Here is a 17,446-nt window from a genome sequence, read left to right as displayed (position 1 = left end):
CCGTCGCATCCTTCATGAGGCGGCGCCTCGCGGCGCAGCAGGGTCACTCTCCGTACGGCACCCAGATGTTCTTGACCTGGCTGGCGCGCCGCAGGTACTCGCGTCCCTCTGCCTGCCTGGGGTCGAACCAGTCGCGCTTCTTGCCGTAGCTCACCCAGGTCGCTTTGAGGTTGCCTGTCGAGGCCTCCTCGACCATCCGGCTGCCCTCCTGCGTTCCCAGGTACCAGATACTGGCGACCTCGTCGTGCAGGGCAAGGACGTTGGCGAGCTCGTTCCGGTCGCCGGTGACGATGTTGATCACTCCTGCCGGCACGTCGGAGGTCTCGAGAACCTGGTAGAGGTCGGTCGCCGCGAGCGGCCAGCGTGAGGAGGGGACCGCCACCACCCGGTTGCCCAGCGCCACCGCCGGCGCCACCAGTGAGACGAAAGCCAGCAACGGTGATTCTTCGGGGCAGACGATGCCCATGATCCCCCACGGCTCGTTCATCGCCAGGGTCACGTTCCGGTACGGGGTGTGGTGTACCGCGCCGTCGTACTTGTCGGCCCAGGCCGCGTAGGTGAAGAGGCGCGAGACGGAGAGTTCCACCTCGTCTCGCGAGCGGCTCGAGCCGGTCATGAGCTGGAGCCGCTCCTCGAACTCTCGAGCCCTTGCCGCCAGGTTCTCGGCCAGGTAGTAGAGCACCTGGGCCCGGTTGTGACCGCTGGCGATGCTCCAGGCAGTGGCCTTGCGGGCCGCCTCGACCGCGTTCCGGATATCCTTGCGGTTGCCCAGGCTGGCCTCCCCGACGATATCGCCGGCCCTACCCACCACCGGGTAACTGTAGCCGCCGTCGGGCCGGGCCTGCTTCCCGCCGATGTAGAGCTTTGCTGTCCGGTCGATTCTGGCCGAAGCGCTGCCGTTGCCGCCGGGCAGATCGCCATCTCCCGGTCCGGCCACGATGGCGTGCTCCTCTGCCTCCACGACCGCCAGTTCCGCCTCCCAGACCGGCACCAGGTACTCGTACATCCCCTCGCGACCACCCTCGCGGCCGTAGCCGCTCTCGCGGTAACCGCCGAAGCCGGCGGCGCCGTCGAACATGTTGGTGCTGTTGATCCACACCACCCCGGCCGCAAGTTTCGGAGCGATGTCGAGCGCCAGGTCGATGTTCTCGGTCCAGAGCGAGGCGGCCAGACCGTAGCGGCTGTCGTTCGCGAGTTCCACCGCCTCGGCCGGCGTCCGGAACGTCATCGACGCCAGAACCGGGCCGAAGATCTCGACCTGGGCGAGCAGAGAGGCCGGCTCGACCTCGGTGAAGAGGGTCGGCGGATAGAAGAGACCTTCCTCGGGCACCGACCAGGAAGGCTGCCAGCAGCGCGCGCCCTGCGCCTTCCCCTCCTCGACGAGCCGCTCGATCTTCTGCAGTTGCACCGGGGCGATGATCGCTCCGAGGTCGATCGACTTGTCGAGCGGGTCGCCCATCCGCATCGCCTCCATGCGGGCCCGCAGCTTGTCGTGCAGCCTGTCGGCGACGCCCTCCTGGACGAGAAGCCTGGATCCGGCGCAGCACACCTGGCCCTGGTTGAACCAGATGGCGTCCACCACGCCCTCGACCGCAGCGTCCAGATCGGCGTCATCGAATACGAGGAAGGGACTCTTGCCGCCCAGCTCCAGCGAAAGCTTCTTGCCGCTGCCGGCGCTGCTTCTCCGGATGATCCGCCCAACCTCGGTGGAGCCGGTGAACGCCAGCTTGTCGATCTCCGGGTGCTGGACGATCAGTTCTCCCGTGCTGCCGTCGCCGGTGACCACGTTGAAGACTCCGTCGGGGATGCCGGCGTCGCGGGCCACCTGCGCGAAGAGGAGCGCGGTGAGCGGCGTGAACTCGGCCGGCTTGAGGACTACCGTGCAGCCGGCGGCCAGTGCCGGCGCCACCTTCCAGGAGAGCATCAGCAGCGGGAAGTTCCAGGGGATTATCTGCCCGCACACCCCTACGCCCCGGTAGCCGGGGAACTCGCTCTCCAGCAGCTGCGCCCAGCCGGCGTGGTGATAGAAGTGGCGGGCGGCAAGCGGTATGTCGAGGTCCCTGGTCTCGCGGATCGGCTTGCCGTTGTCGAGCGACTCGATGACGGCGAAGAGGCGGCTGTGTTTCTGGATCCGCCGGGCCAGAGAGTAGATGTGGCGCGACCGCGCGTGGGGGGTGAGCGATCCCCACTCTGCCCGGGCCTCCCCGGCAGCTGCAACCGCCTTGTCGACGTCGGACTCCGTGCCCTGGGCGACCCGCGCCAGGAGCTCACCGTTGGCAGGATTGATCGTCTCGAACTTCTCGCCCGCCTCCGGTTCGACGAAACGGCCGCCGATGAAATGCCCGAAGCTGCGCTCGTGGCGCTCGAGCCACTGCGTCGCCGGCGCGCTTCCCTCCGGCGCCGGGCCGTACTCCATCGTCTCGAAGATCTCCTTGACGCTGCTCACGCTGCTCTCCTATGCCCGGACCCGGTCCCTGGCCCCCGCCTGCAGCCGCCAACCATGCTCGCCGAGCTCATCCGAGCGGGTGGCGGAAGCCGGCCGAGTAACGACCGGTAGCGAAGTGCTCGACTTGCCTTTCGATGTCGGCCAGCAGACTCGAAGCGCCGAAGCGGAACAGTTCCGGCTCGAGCCACGGCCTGCCGAGCTCCTCCTTGATCATGATCAGCCACACCAGCGCCTCCTTGGCGCTCTTGATGCCGCCGGCGGGCTTGAGGCCAATGCGGTAACCCGTTCGCTCGTAGTAGTCACGGATCGCCCTGGCCATGGTGAGCCCGACCGGCAGAGTTGCGTTGACGGGCTCCTTGCCGGTCGACGTCTTGATGAAGTCGCTTCCCGCCATCATCGCAACCATCGAGGCCTTGTACACGTTACGCAACGTCCCCAGCTCGCCGGTAGCGAGGATCGCCTTCATGTGGGCTTCGCCGCAGGCGTCGCGGAACGCCCGCACCTCGTCGTAGAGGGCGGGCCAGTCGCCCAGCAGGACGTGACGGCGGCTCACGACGATATCGATCTCTTCGGCGCCGGCAGCCACCGAGGCGCGGATCTCGGCCAGGCGCTGTTCGAACGGACTGAGGCCGGCGGGGAAGCCGGTCGAGACGGCGGCGACCGGGATGCCGCTACCGCGCAGCGCCTGCACCGCGACAGGAACCATCGCGTGATAGACGCAGACGGCAGCCACTGTCAGGCCGAGGTCGGCAGCACCGAGTTGTTCGAGGAGGTCGGCCCTGACCGGGTTGCGCGCCTTGGCGCAAAGACGCCTGACCCGTCCGGGCGTGTCGTCACCGGAGAGGGTGGTTAGGTCGATCAGGCTCACGGCTTTCAGCAGCCACGCAGCCTGCCACGCCTTCTTCACGCTGCGCCTGGTGCCCATGGTGGCACTCCGGCGCTCGGCAGCCGACAGGTTCACCTGCGCCTGCCGGAACCACCCCTCCTCGAGGGGAACGCCCGGATTGCGCGCCACCCGCTCCTGCCGTTCGCTGACCGTCACCGCGTGCACCTCTCTCCGTCCACTTCCATCCGCTGCCGTCGCATGGTGGGCACAGTTTACATCCCGCACCAGAACGACCGCTCGGCTGGTACGTCGTGACGCGCTATCCTGTTCGCTACCAGATCTCCACGGAAAGCAGAGGACAGAGATGAATCTAGCCCGATTCCCCAGGCGCCGCTACACGAGCGGGCCCACCCCCATCGAACGACTCGAGCGACTGAGCCAGCACCTGGGCGGTCCCGAGATCTGGATCAAACGAGATGACCAGCTGGGTCTGACCGCGGGCGGGAACAAGACTCGCAAACTGGAGTTCCTGGTCGCGGACGCCATCGCCCAGGGCGCCGACACGCTGGTGACCGTGGGCGCGGTTCAGTCGAACCACTGCCGCCTCACGCTGGCAGCCGCCGTGAAGGAGGGCCTCGCCTGCCGTCTGGTGATCGAGGAGAGGGTGCCCAATTCGTACGACCCGGACGCAAGCGGCAACAACTTCCTCTACCGACTGCTGGGGGTGGAGGCGATAACCGTCGTGCCCGGCGACAGCGACGTGAACGCGGCGATGAACGAGGTCGTGACCGAACTGGAAGCGGAAGGGCGTAAGGGGTACGTCGTCCCCGGGGGCGGCTCGAACGCCCTCGGCGCCCTCGGCTACGTCTCTTGCGCGGCCGAGATAGTGCGGCAATCGTTCGAGATGCAACTGCCCTTCGATCGGCTGGTGGTGGCGAGCGGCTCTGGCGGCACCCACTCCGGCCTGCTGGCTGGCCTCCACGCCCATTCGACCGACCTGCCCGTGTTGGGAGTGAGTACCCGAGCCCAGAAGGGCCCGCAGGAGGAGAAGATCCACGGCCTCGCCCAGCAGGCTGCCGAGCTGTGCGGCAGCCGTCAGGGCGTTCCCCGCGAGGCCGTTACCGTGGTGGACGACTATGTGGGGCCTGGCTACTCGCTGCCCACTCCGGAGATGGTGGAGGCGATCCGCCTCTTCGCCCGGCTCGAAGGGATCCTGCTCGATCCGGTCTATACCGGCAAGGCAGCGGCCGGGCTCATCGGCCTGGTGAGGAGCGGCACGCTCGATGCCAGCGAGCGGGTGCTCTTCCTCCACACCGGCGGCTCGCCCGCGCTGTACGCCTATCAGGGTGTGATCCTCGACTAGTGGCGACTGTCGAAGCCAGGTCCCAGTCCAGGTCCGAGGGGCTACCGTCGGGTCCCAAGCTCACCGTCGGCGTCCTGGGCGGCATGGGGCCCGAGGCGACCCTCGACTTCTTCGCCAAGTTGCTGGCGGCTACACCGGCGGGGCGGGATCAGGATCGGCTGAGGGTACTCATCGACAACAACCCTCAGGTCCCCAACCGCAACGAAGCGGTGGCGGGCACGGGACCCTCACCGGCGCCGCTGCTCGCGAACATGGCCCGGGGCCTCGAGGCAGCGGGGGCTCAGCTGCTGGTCATGCCCTGCAACGCCGCCCACGCCTTCGAAGCCGAGATACGCGCCGCTGTGAAGGTCCCCTTCCTGAGCATCATCGTGGAGACGGTCGCCGCGACGAGTCGACTTGGCATCCAACGCGTTGGCGTTCTGGCCGCAGCCGGTACCCTCGACGCCGGGCTCTACGCAAACGCTTTCGAGAGGAATGGGATCGAGGCGCTCGAGCCGCGCGGTGAGGCGCGCGACGAGTTCATGGAACTCCTCTACCTCTTCAAGTCGGGCGACGCCGGTAAGGGCGTGAGGATTCGAATGCGCGCGCTGGCCAACTCGCTGGTGGGAGCAGGGGCCGAAGCGATCGTCGCAGGCTGCACCGAGGTCCCGCTGCTGCTCGGGGAAGTTGACGTTCCGGTCCCACTCGTCAACTCGACGGACGTTCTGGTGGACGCTACCGCGGAGGTCGCCACCGGCAGACGTCTGCCGAGCGAACCGGAGCTCGACCCCCACGGGTAGCTCCGCGCGCGGTTGCAACGGTGGACGCATTGCGTCCCGTTCCTTGACCTCTTCGGACGCAACGCGCTAGGATCGGCCAACCCTGACTGGCGGGAGAGCCCGAACGTGAAACCGGCCTCGTACGAACAACTCGATGCGACCGACCGCCGGATAGTCGACTATCTCCGCGAGGATGGCCGCATGCCCTACCGTGAGATAGCCCGGCGCATCGGCTCCTCCGAGAGCATGGTTCGCAAACGGGTGAACCGACTGCTCGAACAGGGCTGGATGCGGATCCTGGCGATAAGCGATCCGCTGCAACTCGGGGTACCGATCCTCGCCACCACCTATCTCAAGGTCAGTCCTCGAGCGGTGGAGGCCGTTACCGACAGCATCGCCCGTTCACGGGCCGTGCGCTACGTGGCCGTGGGAGTCGGCTCCTACAACGTGGTCGTAGAGTCGCTTCACGCCGACAACGCCGAGCTACACCGGTTCATCCAGAGTGAACTGGGATTGGAGGGGATAATAAGCAGCGAGACGATACAAGTGGTCGCGATCAAGAAGAGCGTGTGGGATTGGGAGATCCCCAGTTCACGGGCCTCCTGAAGGCCGGCCCGAACTCGCGGCAACGCAGCCCCCACCGAAACGGAGTGATCCCATTGACCCGAACCCTTCTACGGCCCCTGTTCGTGGGCCTGCTAGTGGCCCTGTTCGGCCTGGCCAGCGCCCAGCAGCAAGGCGGCACCCTCGTCGCAGCCTGGGCCCAGGATCCGGTAGGCCTCGACCCCCACATCACCAGCGCCTACTCCAGCTTCCAGGTCCTCGAGAACGTTCTCGACACCCTCGTCACCCTAGACGCCGAGCAGAACGTGGTGCCCTCCCTGGCCGAGTCGTGGGAGGTGTCTGACGACGGGCTGACCTATACGTTCCACCTGCGTGACGGGATCATGTTCTCCAACGGCACCGAGATGACCGCTCAGGACGTGGTGCGGGTGTACGACCGGATGCTCGATCCAGCGACCGGTTCGGGCAACGCCTACCTGCTGGCCGGAGTCACCGACGTGGCGGCGCCCGACGAGAGCACGGTAGTGCTCACGCTGGAAGCGCCCAATGCGGCCCTGCTGGGCCACCTGGCCGTCAACAAGTCGGTAGGCATCTTCGCCGAGGAGAGCGTCGAGGCCGACGGCACCATCAACATCCCCATCGGCACCGGACCCTTCCGGATCACCGACTACCGCCCCGGCAACCTCGTGATGCTCGAGCGGAACGAGCACTACTGGCGGGAGGGCCTCCCCTACCTCGACGCCGTCGAGATCCAGATCATCACCGACGGCTCGGTGCGGCGCACAGCTCTCGTGTCGGGCGACGTCGACTGGGCGATCAGCATCCCCCCGCAGAGCGTGGAGCAGCTGAGCGAGAGCGAAGAGGTGGTGGTGGACGAGACGACCGCTGGCGCCTACTGGTACATCGGCGTCAACACCGAGCGGGAGCCGCTGGATGACGTGAAGGTGCGCCAGGCGCTCTCCTACGCGCTGCAGCGGGACAACATCGTCCTCGCCGCGACCTTCGGCATCGCCGAGCCCACGCAGGACCCGATCCCCTCCTCCAGCGCCTGGGCGTTGGGCTACGCGCCGTACGAGTACGACCCCGAGAAGGCCCGCCAGCTTCTCGAGGAGGCCGGCGTGGGTGACGGCTTCGAGCTCGAGATCATGCCTACCACCCAATACGAGGAGTCGATCCGCATCGCCCAGGTGGTCCAGCAGAACCTCGCCTCGGTCGGAATCGACGCCACCATCCGCACTCTCGAGTGGGCCGAGTGGCTGGAGGAGGAGGGTGCCGGCAACTACGACACCTACATCTGCTCCTGGAACGGGCTGGTCGACCCCGACGACTACTTCTACGCCCAGCACAAGACCGGCGAGGTCTTCAACTTCACCGGCTACAGCAACCCCAGGGTCGATGAACTCCTCGTCGAGGGCCGCCGCACCCAGGGCTTCATCGAGCGACTCCCGATCTACGAGGAGATCAACCGGATCGTCGTTGACGAGGCACCCTACATCTACCTCTACAACCCCCTCAACATCCACGCCTACCGACCCTATGTGCAGGGTTTCGAAACGCGCACCGACCAGGCGGTACGGTTCGCCGAGACCTGGCTCGACAACTGAGTCGACGGCGTCCGGACGGCCCACCGCCGTCCGGGCGCCACTCCCGGCTCTCGCCGAGGCGTGGAACCGAGCCGGGACGGGAGCCACATTGAGCCTCCGCTATCTGATGCAACGACTGGGCAGCCTCCTGCTGGTGCTGTTCGGCGTTTCTATCCTCACCTTCGCGATCGTCCCGCTCATCCCCGGAAGTCCGGCGCGCGTGAGGCTTGGCGTCCAGGCGACGCCCCAGGACGTGGCCGCGGTCGAGCACCGGTTGGGTCTCGACCGGCCGCTCCACGTCCAATACCTGGATTGGCTGGGCGGTATCGTGCTGCACGGCAACTTCGGCGAGAGCCTGATCACCGGCCAGCCGATAACCGGAGTGCTCGCCAACCGCCTCCCCGCCACCCTGATCCTCGCCTTCGCAGCCCTGCTGGTAGGCCTCCTCATCGCCCTGCCAGCCGGGATCATCTCGGCCCTCAAACCGGGCGGCCGGCGCGATCTGGGCGTCTCGCTGCTCAGCCAGATAGGGGTCTCCATCCCAGACTTCTGGATGGGCATACTCCTCATCCTGCTCTTCGCCGAGACGCTCGACTGGTTGCCGTCCAGCCGTTACGCACCGCTCTCCCAGGGGCTCGGACCGTTCCTCAGCCACATCATCCTGCCGGCGACGACGGTAGGGATCATCAGCGGCTCGATAATGGCACGGTTCGTCCGCAGCGCCATGCTCGAGGTCCTGCGCAACGACTACGTGAGGACCGCCAGGGCGAAAGGGTTGCGGGAGGGGAAGATCCTCGTGAAGCACGTCCTGCGCAACGCCGCCATCTCGATCGTGACCATCGTCGGACTGCAGATGGCCACGCTCTTCTCGGCGGTGGTGGTGGTCGAGATCATCTTCGCCTGGCCGGGCCTGGGGTCGATAGCGCTCAACGCCACCCTCCAGCGCGACTATCCGCTGCTGCAGGCGGCGGTTCTGACCACGGCGGCGGCTTTCGTCATCATCAACCTGCTCACCGACCTCTCCTACGTGCTGCTCGACCCGAGCGTGGAATATGCCTGAGACGACCGCCCCCGGCGCTGCCAGCCGGCGCGAGCCGGTGGAAGCGGGCGCAGCCGCGCGCTTCGCCAGACGCTTCCTGCGCCACCGATTGGCAGTCACCGGCGCCCTCATCGTGCTGCTGCTGGTGTTCACCGCCCTCTTCGGCGGCAGGATCGCCCCCTTCGAGTACACTCAGATGGACTTCACCGCCCAGTTCGCGCCGCCCAGCCTGGAGCACCCCTTCGGAACCGACGAGTTCGGCAGGGATATCTTCACCCGGGTCCTCTACGGGGCGGCGGTGTCACTGAAGGTCGCCCTAATCGCGGTCGGCATCTCCGGTACCGTCGGCGTGTTCCTCGGGGTGATCGCCGGCTACCTGGGCGGCTGGCTCGACGAGCTGATCATGCGCCTCATGGACGTCCTCTTCGCCTTCCCGGCCGTCCTCCTCGCCATAACCGTCATGGCCATCCTCGGTCGCGGGGTGACCAACGCCATGATCGCCATCGCGATCGTCTACATCCCGATCTTCGCCAGGGTCGCGAGGGGCGCGGTCATAAGCGTGAGGGGCAGAGAGTTCGTCACCGCCGCTCGCGCGTTGGGCCGCGGTTCGGGCGGGATAATGTACCGCCACGTCTTCCCCAACGCTACCGGCCCGATAATCGTCCAGACCTCGCTCAGTCTAGCCTTCGCCATCCTCGCCGAGGCGGCGCTCTCCTTCTTCGGACTGGGCACGCAACCTCCGGACCCGTCATGGGGGCGGATGCTGGCCGAGGGGCGCTCTTACCTGGCTCAGGCGCCCTGGATGGGGATCTTCCCGGGCCTGGCGATAATGATCTCGGTGCTCGGCTTCAACCTGCTGGGGGACGGCCTACGCGATCTGCTCGATCCGCGGATGCGCTGATGGGACGGCGGTGACTTCGGTCGCCACCGCAGGGGCGCCGCAGCGGACCGGGAGGACTCTCCGCCTTGCGGCCGCGCTCAGTCTCCTCGCCGCCGGCGGCCTCCTGTTCGAGATCTCCCTCACTCGTCTGCTCTCGGTCCTCTTCTTCTCCACCTACAGCTATCTGGTTCTGTCGATCGCCGTGCTCGGACTCGCCGCAGGGGCCGCTCTCGCACGGCTCTCCGAGCTCGCCAGGCATCCCCGCCACTGGCCGTTCTTCTCGTCGCTCGCGGCGCTGGCCGCGGTCGTACTGACGCTCTACGCGCTGGGCAGCGAGGACTCGGGGCAGAGGTTCGTCCTGCTCCCGCTGACGGCGCTCCCCTATCTGTTCATCGGCGTGACCGTCACCGGTATCTTCGCCCGGCGATCCGACGCCAGCCCCCGGCTCTACCTCGCCGACCTGGCCGGCGCTGGCGCCGGCGCTCTCCTGGCCGTGCCGCTGCTCGACCTCCTCGGCGGACCCGGCGGCATGCTGGCGGCGGCGTTGGCTCCCGCACTGGCCGGGTCGTTGCTCGCCCCGCGCTCGGCCGGCTCGCTCGTCACGGCGCTGCTGGTGGCAGCGGCGGTACTCCTCCACTCGACCGGCGTGGGCCCCAGCCTCGACTTGGGCGAACTCTCCACCCCCAAGCCGATACGCCGGACGCTGCGCGACGGGGCAAGCGTGGTCGAGACCCGCTGGAACTCGTTCGCACGAACCGACCTCGTCCATCACGAGGAGCGCGACCGGTACCTGATCTATCTCGACGGCGGAGCCGGTTCTCTCGTGCCCGACGCTTCCAGGCCACGAACCTGGCTAGCCGACATCGGGAGCCTCGCCTTCGCGGTGGACCCGCCCGAGAGCGTTTTCCTGATAGGTCCCGGGGGAGGCCTGGACATCGCTCTCACCCGCAGTTCCGGTGCCCGACGGCTGGTTGCTGCGGAGATAAACGAGTCGGCCGTCGCCCTGACCAGGAGCCTGGTCGAGTACGCCGGCGACCTCTACGGCGAGGGGACCGAGCTCATCATCGACGACGGCCGCAGCGCCTTGCGACGGCGCGACGGCGAGTACGACCTGATCCTCCTCTCGCAGGTGGTGAGCGGGGCCGCCGAGGCCCGGGGCCTCGCCCTCGTCGAGAACGGCCTCTACACGGTGGAGGCCTTCGACTCCTACCTCGACCACCTCAGTACCGAGGGTCGGGTGGCGCTGAAGCTCTACGACGAGCTCACCCTCACCCGAGCGATGACTACCGCCCTCGCCACCCTCGAGCGACGCGGGGAACCGTTGGACGACGCCGCACGCCACCTCTTCGCCGCCCTCGACACGAGCGCCCAGCCACCGGTGCCGCTGCTGCTGGTGAACGGGGCTCCTTTGACACGATCCCAGGCGGTCGATTGGGCCCGCGTGGCGGAAGCGCGCGGCTACGCGCTCCTCTACGTCCCGGGGTTGATCGGCCCGGCCGAGCTCGTGCGGATACTGGCCGGTGAAGCCGGGCTGGAGGCGCTGACCGAAGCAGGCGATGACGTGGACTTGCGCCCCACCACCGACGAGAGGCCCTTCTTCTACCAGTTCGAGAGGGGTTTGCCGCGGGCGCTTCGCCCCCTGGCCTGGGGTCTCGGAACCCTCCTCCTGAGCGTCCTGCTGCTGTTCACGCTGCGCGGGTCCCAGCGGGGCCGACAACTCCTCGTCGCACCGGCGATGGTCGCTTGTCTGGGGGCCGGCTTCATGCTCGTCGAGATAGGCGTCCTGCAGCGCGCCCAGTTGCTCATCGGCCACCCCTCGCTCACACTCGCGACGGTACTGGCGACCCTGCTGCTCGGGGCAGCTTGCGGATCCGGCCTGGCTGCGCGCTGCCGCCCGGGTGCCGAGTACCGGTGGATCGCCTTCGCCGGAGGCGCCGCGGCTCTGCTGGCCGTCGCCTGGTCGGCCGGCTGGCCGCTCGCGGCACGGCTCATGCGCTCGCTACCTGCCGCCGGAGCCGCTGCAGGTACCGCCGCCACAATGCTGCCGGTCGCCTTCGCACTGGGCGTCCCATTCCCGCTGCTGTTGCGCTCCCTCGGCCGGTTGGGCGCCGGCCCGGTAGCGACCGCCTGGTTGGTCAACGGGGTCGCCTCGGTCACGGGCGCCGTGGCAGCCACGGCCCTGGCGATCGTGTGGGGCTTCGACACGGTCGCCTGGGCGGCGTCGGGCTGTTACGCCCTGGTGGCGCTGCTGTCCGGGGCGTCCGGGCGCAACGAGGCGTAAGCGGTCAGACCACCATCCTAGGGGCGCTCGCACTCGGCCCCGCGTCCCCGGCCTGCATCTGGCCCGACTAGCGGAGTGCCACCACGCTGCTCCCCTGCTGCAGCGACTCCTCGACAGCCAGGCAGAGCGCCACCGCAGCGCAGCCGTCATCGCCGGTCGCCGCTGGCCGGCCCTTGCCGCTGACGGCGTCCAGGAATGCCCTGGTCTGGCGGGGGACATCGAAGGCGTGTCCAGTCTTCCGGGAGAGCGCGACCTCGTGAGTAGCGGCGCCGCGGTGCAGTGTGAGACTGACCACCGGTTCGGTGTCCATGTCCATGCGGCCGCGCCAGGAGGCCCGGAGGGCCCCCTCCTCTCCGACGACCATCAGCGTTACCTGATGCCCGTAGGCGGCGATGGAGCGTGTGACCCAGGAGCGAGCACCGCCCTCGTGTTCGAGCCGGACGTCGAGGTTCTCCCGGAGCCCCTCCCGGCCGCTGCGGCTCTTGCCCCACGCCTGCAGTTCGGCGACCGGCCCCAGGTACCAGCGCGCCAGGTCCAGATAGTGGATCGGCTCCTCGAGGACCGTCGAACCGATCTTCGCGGGGTCGGTCTTCCAGCCGCCGGCGCCGCTGCGGTAGGGGCGGCGCCACAGGTCGATCTTGAGGTGGACCGGGGCGCCCAGCGCGCCCTCCTCGAGGATGCGTTTCACCTCGGCGAAGAGGGTGAACACTCTCATCTCGTGGCCCACGGCCACCAACCTTCCGGTCCGGGCGGCTGCGGCCAGGACGGCGTTGCACTCCCGCGTGTCGAGCGCCATCGGTTTCTCGACCAGCACGTGACGGCCCGCTTCGAGACTCGCGATCGTCTGGCGGGCGTGGAGGTAGTTCGGGCCCGCCACGATGACGGCGTCGCTGGGCTGATCGAAGAAAGCGTCGATACTCGTGGTCGCCGGCACACCCCACTCGCGAGCGAGCCTCCGGGCCGAGTCCTCGCTGGCGACGAGCACGGCGGCGAGGTCGGCGCCCACGGTGCGCAGGGCGTTGCGGTGCACCGCGCCCCAGCGGCCCCCGCCGATGAGCGCCACCCGCATCTCAGGCGCCCGTCAGGGGCATCTGCGGCTCCGGCTCCAGTTCGGCCGGACCCACGTCGCAACGTCCCTCTACCGAGCGGATGGCAGCCAGCGACACCCGCAGCGCGGCGATGCCGTCGTCGATCGTCGCGAGAACTGGACGCGGGTCGACGGCCGCCTGCGTGCCGGAACCTCCGGGGGCGAGTTCCAGCCCGGCGATCTCGGCCGCGAACGCGGCGATCTGAGCCCGCCACGGGTCTTCCCCGCGAGTGCTCCAGCGAGTGGTGCCGTGGCCGTCGTGGAGGGTCACCTCGCTGGGCCACTCGACGGTGACGAGACCTTCCGGGGCCATGTAGGTATGGCGTTCTATCGGCGCGATGCCGCTGGGCAGCCCCCACGACACCTGGATCTGACCGACGCTCCCACCCGGATAGGCGAGGGTCAGGTGGGCACTGTCGAGGGCCTTCCTTCGTATCGCCGCCACCTGCGGCTTGTGTTCGCTGAACGTGTAACCGTGCGCCCGTACCAGCGCCGGCGCCTCCCCGAACAGCAGCGCCCAGAGGTCGAAGACGTGGCAGCACATGTCGATGATCGGCCCGCCGTTGGCCGCGGCGTCATGCATCATCAGCTTGGGCCTTACGCCCGCCGCGATGGTGGCCTGAGCAAGTAGCGGGCTGCCGATCCCGGCAGCGAACCTGCGCAGTTGGTGGGTGGCCGGGTCGAAACGCCGCATGAAGCCGATGCGCAGCAGTTTGCCGCTCGCCTCCTCGGCCTCCTTCATCGCCAACGCTTCGGCCAGGGTGAGGGCGGCCGGCTTCTCGCACAGAACATGCTTTCCGGCCCGTAGTGACGCGATCGTGAAATTCGCATGGAGGAAAGTGGGTGTGCACACGGAAACGACCCCTACAGCATCCAGGCTGAGCGCCTCGTCCAGGGTGCGCACCGCGGTGCCGCCATGCAAGGAGGCGAGGGCGTCGGCGCGGAGCGTGTCGGGGTCGAACACTCCCATCACCCGGGCGCCCGCCTCCCGCCAGTGGCCGGCGTGGCGGGCGCCCATCTCGCCGGCGCCTACGATCAGGACTCCCAGCTCCTCGCTCACTCCGCGTACCTTTCGAACCAGTCCCGGCCAGCCCCTTCGATGACGGGGGCGCCACCGAAGCGTCGGTGGTCCGTCCAGGGCAGGGCCCGGTCGGCGAGCCCGGAGATCGAGGCCAGGTAGGGAACCGCCTCGTCGATGAGCCTCCGGCGAACCGCGTCCATGTCGGGGTAGGGGTCGAGCGTTTCGAACCACACGGCCCGGCCGGCGAGGAAGCCGCTGGCGCCGGCGGCCACGGCCAGTTCCACGTCGACGGCGAACTCCCGCCTGCCCACTCCCGCCGAGAGCAGCACCCACGGCACCGGGGAGGCGGAGTCGAGTTCACGCAGGTACCCTTCGACCTCGGCGAGCCGGTAGACCGGTTCGCGCTCGCGGCCGTCGAAGGCGCCCGATGCGAACTCGAAGGTGTGCTTGAGGTCTGCCGGGAACTCCAGCTTGAAGAGGTCCACGGCGAAGCGGGGCTGGGCGAAGTGCCGCAGCGACGTTAGCACCATCTCGGGTTTCTGGCTGGCGAACCGGGGAGAGTCGACCCGCTCGTCCCCCTTCGGATAGTAGATCAGCTCGAGGATGAAGGGTATGTCGAGGCGGCGGCATGCTTCGCCCACGCTCGCCACGAAGGCGTCCTGGTGCTGGGCGGCGGCCGGAGAGAGATCGGGTCGGTGGTAGGCGAGTACCTTCACTCCGTCGGCGGCGCAACGTTTGATCTTGGCCACGCTCCACCCTTCGATCGGTAGTGAATAGCGCTCGCCCGCCCGCTCCTCGAAGGCGTAGTCCTCGAGGGTGGAGATGAGGCCCACCCGGCCCGGAATGAGCGGCAGGGCATCGGGGTGAGCCCAGATCGGGTCGACCAGGATGGCGCTGCTGTGCCGTGCGAGGACTTCCACCAGCAACTTCTTGACGTCGCTTATCTCGCCGTCGCCGACCTCCTCCAGGTCCCGGTCGCCATGTCTGGCGAGAGCGCGGAAGAGCGGGGGTCGCTGGTCGACGGCCACCATCTTGAAGCGCCCCCCGTCGTCGGCGAGGTTCTGCAGGCAGCGGTACTTGCCCGCGCTCAGAGACACCTTCGGCTCACTCATCGAACTCCACCTTCATGCGCCCTCCCGCAGCTCACCCAGCGAGCGTTCTTCCAGTAGTCGTTCGACGGTGGCGCCGTCGGGTATCGCTGATCTTCCCACGCCCGTGCAGGAGATGGCCGCCGTCACCGAGGCGAAGGCTGCGCACCGGTCGGCATCCCAGCCACTCGCAAGGGCGAAGGCGTAGGCGCCGTGGAAGACATCACCGGCCCCGGTCGTATCCACGACCGTTACCGGCAGGGCCGGCAGGTGGCGCACTCCCTGGCCGGCATCGTACAGGTACCCCTCCGCCCCCAGGGTCACGCCCACATGCTGGTCGGGCCGCCAGCGCATGGCGGCCAGGGCCGCCTCCGGGTCGTCGCGCCCCAGCACCTCCTCGGCGCACTCCTCCGAGGCGATGATCACGTCCAGCCGCTCGCTCGACTCCCAGTAGCGGGCGTTGCCCAGGTCGCCGACGATCGGCACGCCGCGTCCGGCCGCCCAGTCGATCGCCTCGCGGCACAGCCGGGGTTGCCGGAAGTCGACGAGCAGGGCGCCGGCATCGGCCGGGCGCTCGCTGGGGGCGTTGTCGGGCAGACCGGCGCCGCGGTAGGGGAAGATCCACCGTTCGCCATCGGGCGCCACGAGCACGGCACTGACCCAGGATGTCGCCCCCGGCACCACCCTCACGCCGCCCGTCTCGACCCCCAGCCTCTTCAACTCGTCCACAACGAAGGCTCCGCCGGGGTCGTCGCCGTGAACCGCCCAGAGGTGGGCCCTGCCTCCCAGCCGTGCGACGGTCACGGCTGCGGTCGCGGCCGGGCCGCCGCCTTGCAGGCGGTAGCCGGAGGCATCGGTACGGGAGGCCGCAGGCGGGAACGATCCGACCTGCCAGATGTGATCGACGCAGGAGAGGCCGGCGCAGACGACCAGTGGAAGCCCATCGCGCGTCACGGCCAGTCTCCCGGGCCAGTGTCACGTTGCGGCTTCTCGACGTTGGCGAGGGGGGTGGGCACGGTGGAGCCCACGATAGCAGGAGGTGCGGCGCCGACCCCTGTCGAGCCTCCTCCTCCGTGTGCTACTTTCAGGGAATCTCAAAAGGGACCGTTCCGGGTTCTGAACGGACAGGAGAGGTCCTCGTGACGATGGGCGCAGGGCCGCGGAAAGCGGCTGCATGCCACGAGGGCCGGCGCGTACGACTGGCGGAGTCGGCCCAGAGGGAGGAACGATGAACCGTAGAGTCCTTCTCACCACGCTTCTCATGCTGTTGCCGCTGGCCGGCGCACAGACGCTGCGTGTCTTCATAGGCTCGACGCTGCGGCCCGACGTGATCGGCCCGATCCTCGAGCAGTTCACCGAGGAGACCGGCATCGAGACCGAACTCGAACTGGGCGGCGCGACCACCGACGTGCGCCAGCAGTACCTGAGTACGGTCCTAACCAGCCGCAGCGGCGAAATCGACGTCTTCCTCTTCGACGTCATCGACCCGCCGCAGTACGCGGCCGCCGGTTGGGCCGAGCCGCTCAACGACTACTTCGAGAGCGAGGCGGCGATGGAGGAGTTCCTCGAGCCCTACCTCGACGGCACCGTACAGGCCAACCTCGTCGACGGCACCCTCTACGGCATCCCGGCCTGGACCGACGCTCAGTTCCTCTACTACCGCGCCGACCTGCTCGAGGAGTACGGTTTCGAACCGCCGCGCACCTGGAACGAACTGAAGGAGCAGGCGCTGGCCATCCAGGAGGGCGAAGGCGATCCGAACCTGCAAGGCTTCAACTACCAGGGCGCTGCCATCGAGGGCACCAACTGCACCTTCCTCGAGCCGCTCTGGAGCGCCGGCGGCGACTGGCGCGACAGCGAGGGCAACATCACCGTCGACAGCCCCGAGGGCCGGCAGGTGCTGGAGTGGTACCAGGAGACCCTCGACTCCGGCATTACCCCCAGCAACATCGCGGAGGTAGCCACCGACGACTCCCGGCAGCAGTTCCAGGCCGGGGACGTGGTCTTCATGCTCAACTGGGGCTACGCCTGGGCGCACTTCCAAGGCGAGGAGAGCCAGGTCCAGGGCAAGGTCGGGGTGGCGCCCCTGCCCGCCTTCGAGGGCGGCCAGTCGGCCACCTGCGTGGGCGGCTTCCAATGGGCGATGAACCCGTTCAGCGAGAACAAGGAGGCTGCGTTCGAGCTGATGCAGTACATGGCGAGCGAGGACAGCCAGCGCACCCTGGCCGTCCAGGCGAGCCATATCCCCGCCCGTGAGAGCCTCTACAGCGACCCGGCGGTTCTCGAAGCGGCCCCTCACTTCGAGCAGTTCTACGATGTGATCGTCAACGCCCGACCGCGGCCTCAGACCGAGTTCTACACACAGGTTAGCGAGGTCATCCGCACCTCGATGAACGGCTTCTTCGCCGGTGCGATGGATATCGACGAGACCCTCGAGACGATGCAGGCCGGCCTCGAGGACATATTCGACTTCTAGCCGACGTGACGGCGGGGCGCGCGTGCTCGCGCGC

General features: G+C 68.3%; 14 protein-coding genes. 8 read left to right on the top strand and 6 right to left on the bottom strand.

The window, feature by feature from the left end; genetic code table 11:
* Positions 1–43 precede the first annotated feature (43 nt).
* Positions 44–2,446 (bottom strand): aldehyde dehydrogenase family protein, encoded by a 2,403-nt coding sequence (locus tag VF168_07905; GenBank protein ID HEX7004096.1) that lies wholly within the window; start codon positions 2,444–2,446, stop codon positions 44–46.
* Between the two features lie 67 nt (positions 2,447–2,513).
* Positions 2,514–3,488, bottom strand: a complete 975-nt coding sequence (gene deoC / locus VF168_07900) for a deoxyribose-phosphate aldolase (GenBank protein HEX7004095.1) — start codon at positions 3,486–3,488, stop codon at positions 2,514–2,516.
* Between the two features lie 148 nt (positions 3,489–3,636).
* Between deoC and VF168_07895 the strand changes: the two genes are divergently transcribed.
* The 7 genes from VF168_07895 (at position 3,637) to VF168_07865 (ending at position 11,740) form a co-directional block, all read left to right on the top strand.
* Entirely contained in the window at positions 3,637–4,635 is a 999-nt protein-coding gene (locus VF168_07895; protein HEX7004094.1) for a D-cysteine desulfhydrase, read from the top strand.
* Positions 4,635–5,414 carry an amino acid racemase gene (locus VF168_07890; protein HEX7004093.1) on the top strand — a complete coding sequence of 260 codons (780 nt, stop codon included), beginning with the start codon at positions 4,635–4,637 and terminating at the stop codon, positions 5,412–5,414. The genes VF168_07895 and VF168_07890 overlap by 1 nt, the downstream gene beginning before the upstream one ends.
* Positions 5,415–5,519: 105 nt before the next feature.
* Entirely contained in the window at positions 5,520–5,999 is a 480-nt protein-coding gene (locus VF168_07885; GenBank protein ID HEX7004092.1) for an Lrp/AsnC family transcriptional regulator, read from the top strand.
* 53 nt (positions 6,000–6,052) lie between these two features.
* Positions 6,053–7,561 (top strand): ABC transporter substrate-binding protein, encoded by a 1,509-nt coding sequence (locus VF168_07880; GenBank protein ID HEX7004091.1) that lies wholly within the window; start codon positions 6,053–6,055, stop codon positions 7,559–7,561.
* Between the two features lie 88 nt (positions 7,562–7,649).
* Positions 7,650–8,600, top strand: coding sequence for an ABC transporter permease (locus VF168_07875; GenBank protein HEX7004090.1), 951 nt, complete (start codon positions 7,650–7,652; stop codon positions 8,598–8,600).
* On the top strand, positions 8,593–9,480 hold the full coding sequence (locus VF168_07870; protein HEX7004089.1) for an ABC transporter permease: 888 nt from the start codon (positions 8,593–8,595) through the stop codon (positions 9,478–9,480). Before VF168_07875 ends, VF168_07870 begins: the two co-directional genes overlap by 8 nt.
* 10 nt (positions 9,481–9,490) lie before the next feature.
* Complete coding sequence (locus VF168_07865) at positions 9,491–11,740, top strand: hypothetical protein (GenBank protein HEX7004088.1); 2,250 nt, start codon at positions 9,491–9,493, stop codon at positions 11,738–11,740.
* Positions 11,741–11,807: 67 nt separating this feature from the next.
* On the opposite strand, the gene VF168_07860 is transcribed toward VF168_07865, so the two are convergent.
* The 4 genes from VF168_07860 to VF168_07845 are packed head-to-tail and all read right to left on the bottom strand — an operon-like array spanning position 11,808 to position 15,890.
* Positions 11,808–12,803, bottom strand: coding sequence for a Gfo/Idh/MocA family oxidoreductase (locus tag VF168_07860; protein HEX7004087.1), 996 nt, complete (start codon positions 12,801–12,803; stop codon positions 11,808–11,810).
* A gap of 7 nt (positions 12,804–12,810) precedes the next feature.
* Positions 12,811–13,887, bottom strand: a complete 1,077-nt coding sequence (locus tag VF168_07855; protein HEX7004086.1) for a Gfo/Idh/MocA family oxidoreductase — start codon at positions 13,885–13,887, stop codon at positions 12,811–12,813.
* The gene (locus VF168_07850) at positions 13,884–14,960 is read right to left on the bottom strand and encodes a tagatose 1,6-diphosphate aldolase (protein HEX7004085.1); all 1,077 of its coding nucleotides are present in this window, start codon (positions 14,958–14,960) and stop codon (positions 13,884–13,886) included. The genes VF168_07855 and VF168_07850 overlap by 4 nt, the downstream gene beginning before the upstream one ends.
* Before the next feature lie 12 nt (positions 14,961–14,972).
* Complete coding sequence (locus VF168_07845; GenBank protein ID HEX7004084.1) at positions 14,973–15,890, bottom strand: PfkB family carbohydrate kinase; 918 nt, start codon at positions 15,888–15,890, stop codon at positions 14,973–14,975.
* A gap of 274 nt (positions 15,891–16,164) precedes the next feature.
* On the opposite strand from VF168_07845, the gene VF168_07840 reads away from it, so the two are divergent.
* Positions 16,165–17,412, top strand: coding sequence for an ABC transporter substrate-binding protein (locus tag VF168_07840; protein ID HEX7004083.1), 1,248 nt, complete (start codon positions 16,165–16,167; stop codon positions 17,410–17,412).
* Positions 17,413–17,446 lie beyond the last annotated feature (34 nt).

The sequence above is a fragment of the Trueperaceae bacterium genome (assembly GCA_036381595.1).
GTDB lineage: Bacteria > Deinococcota > Deinococci > Deinococcales > Trueperaceae > DASVCN01.
Note: the sequence above shows the minus strand (reverse complement) of the source record. Positions and strands in the feature narration are given on the sequence as shown.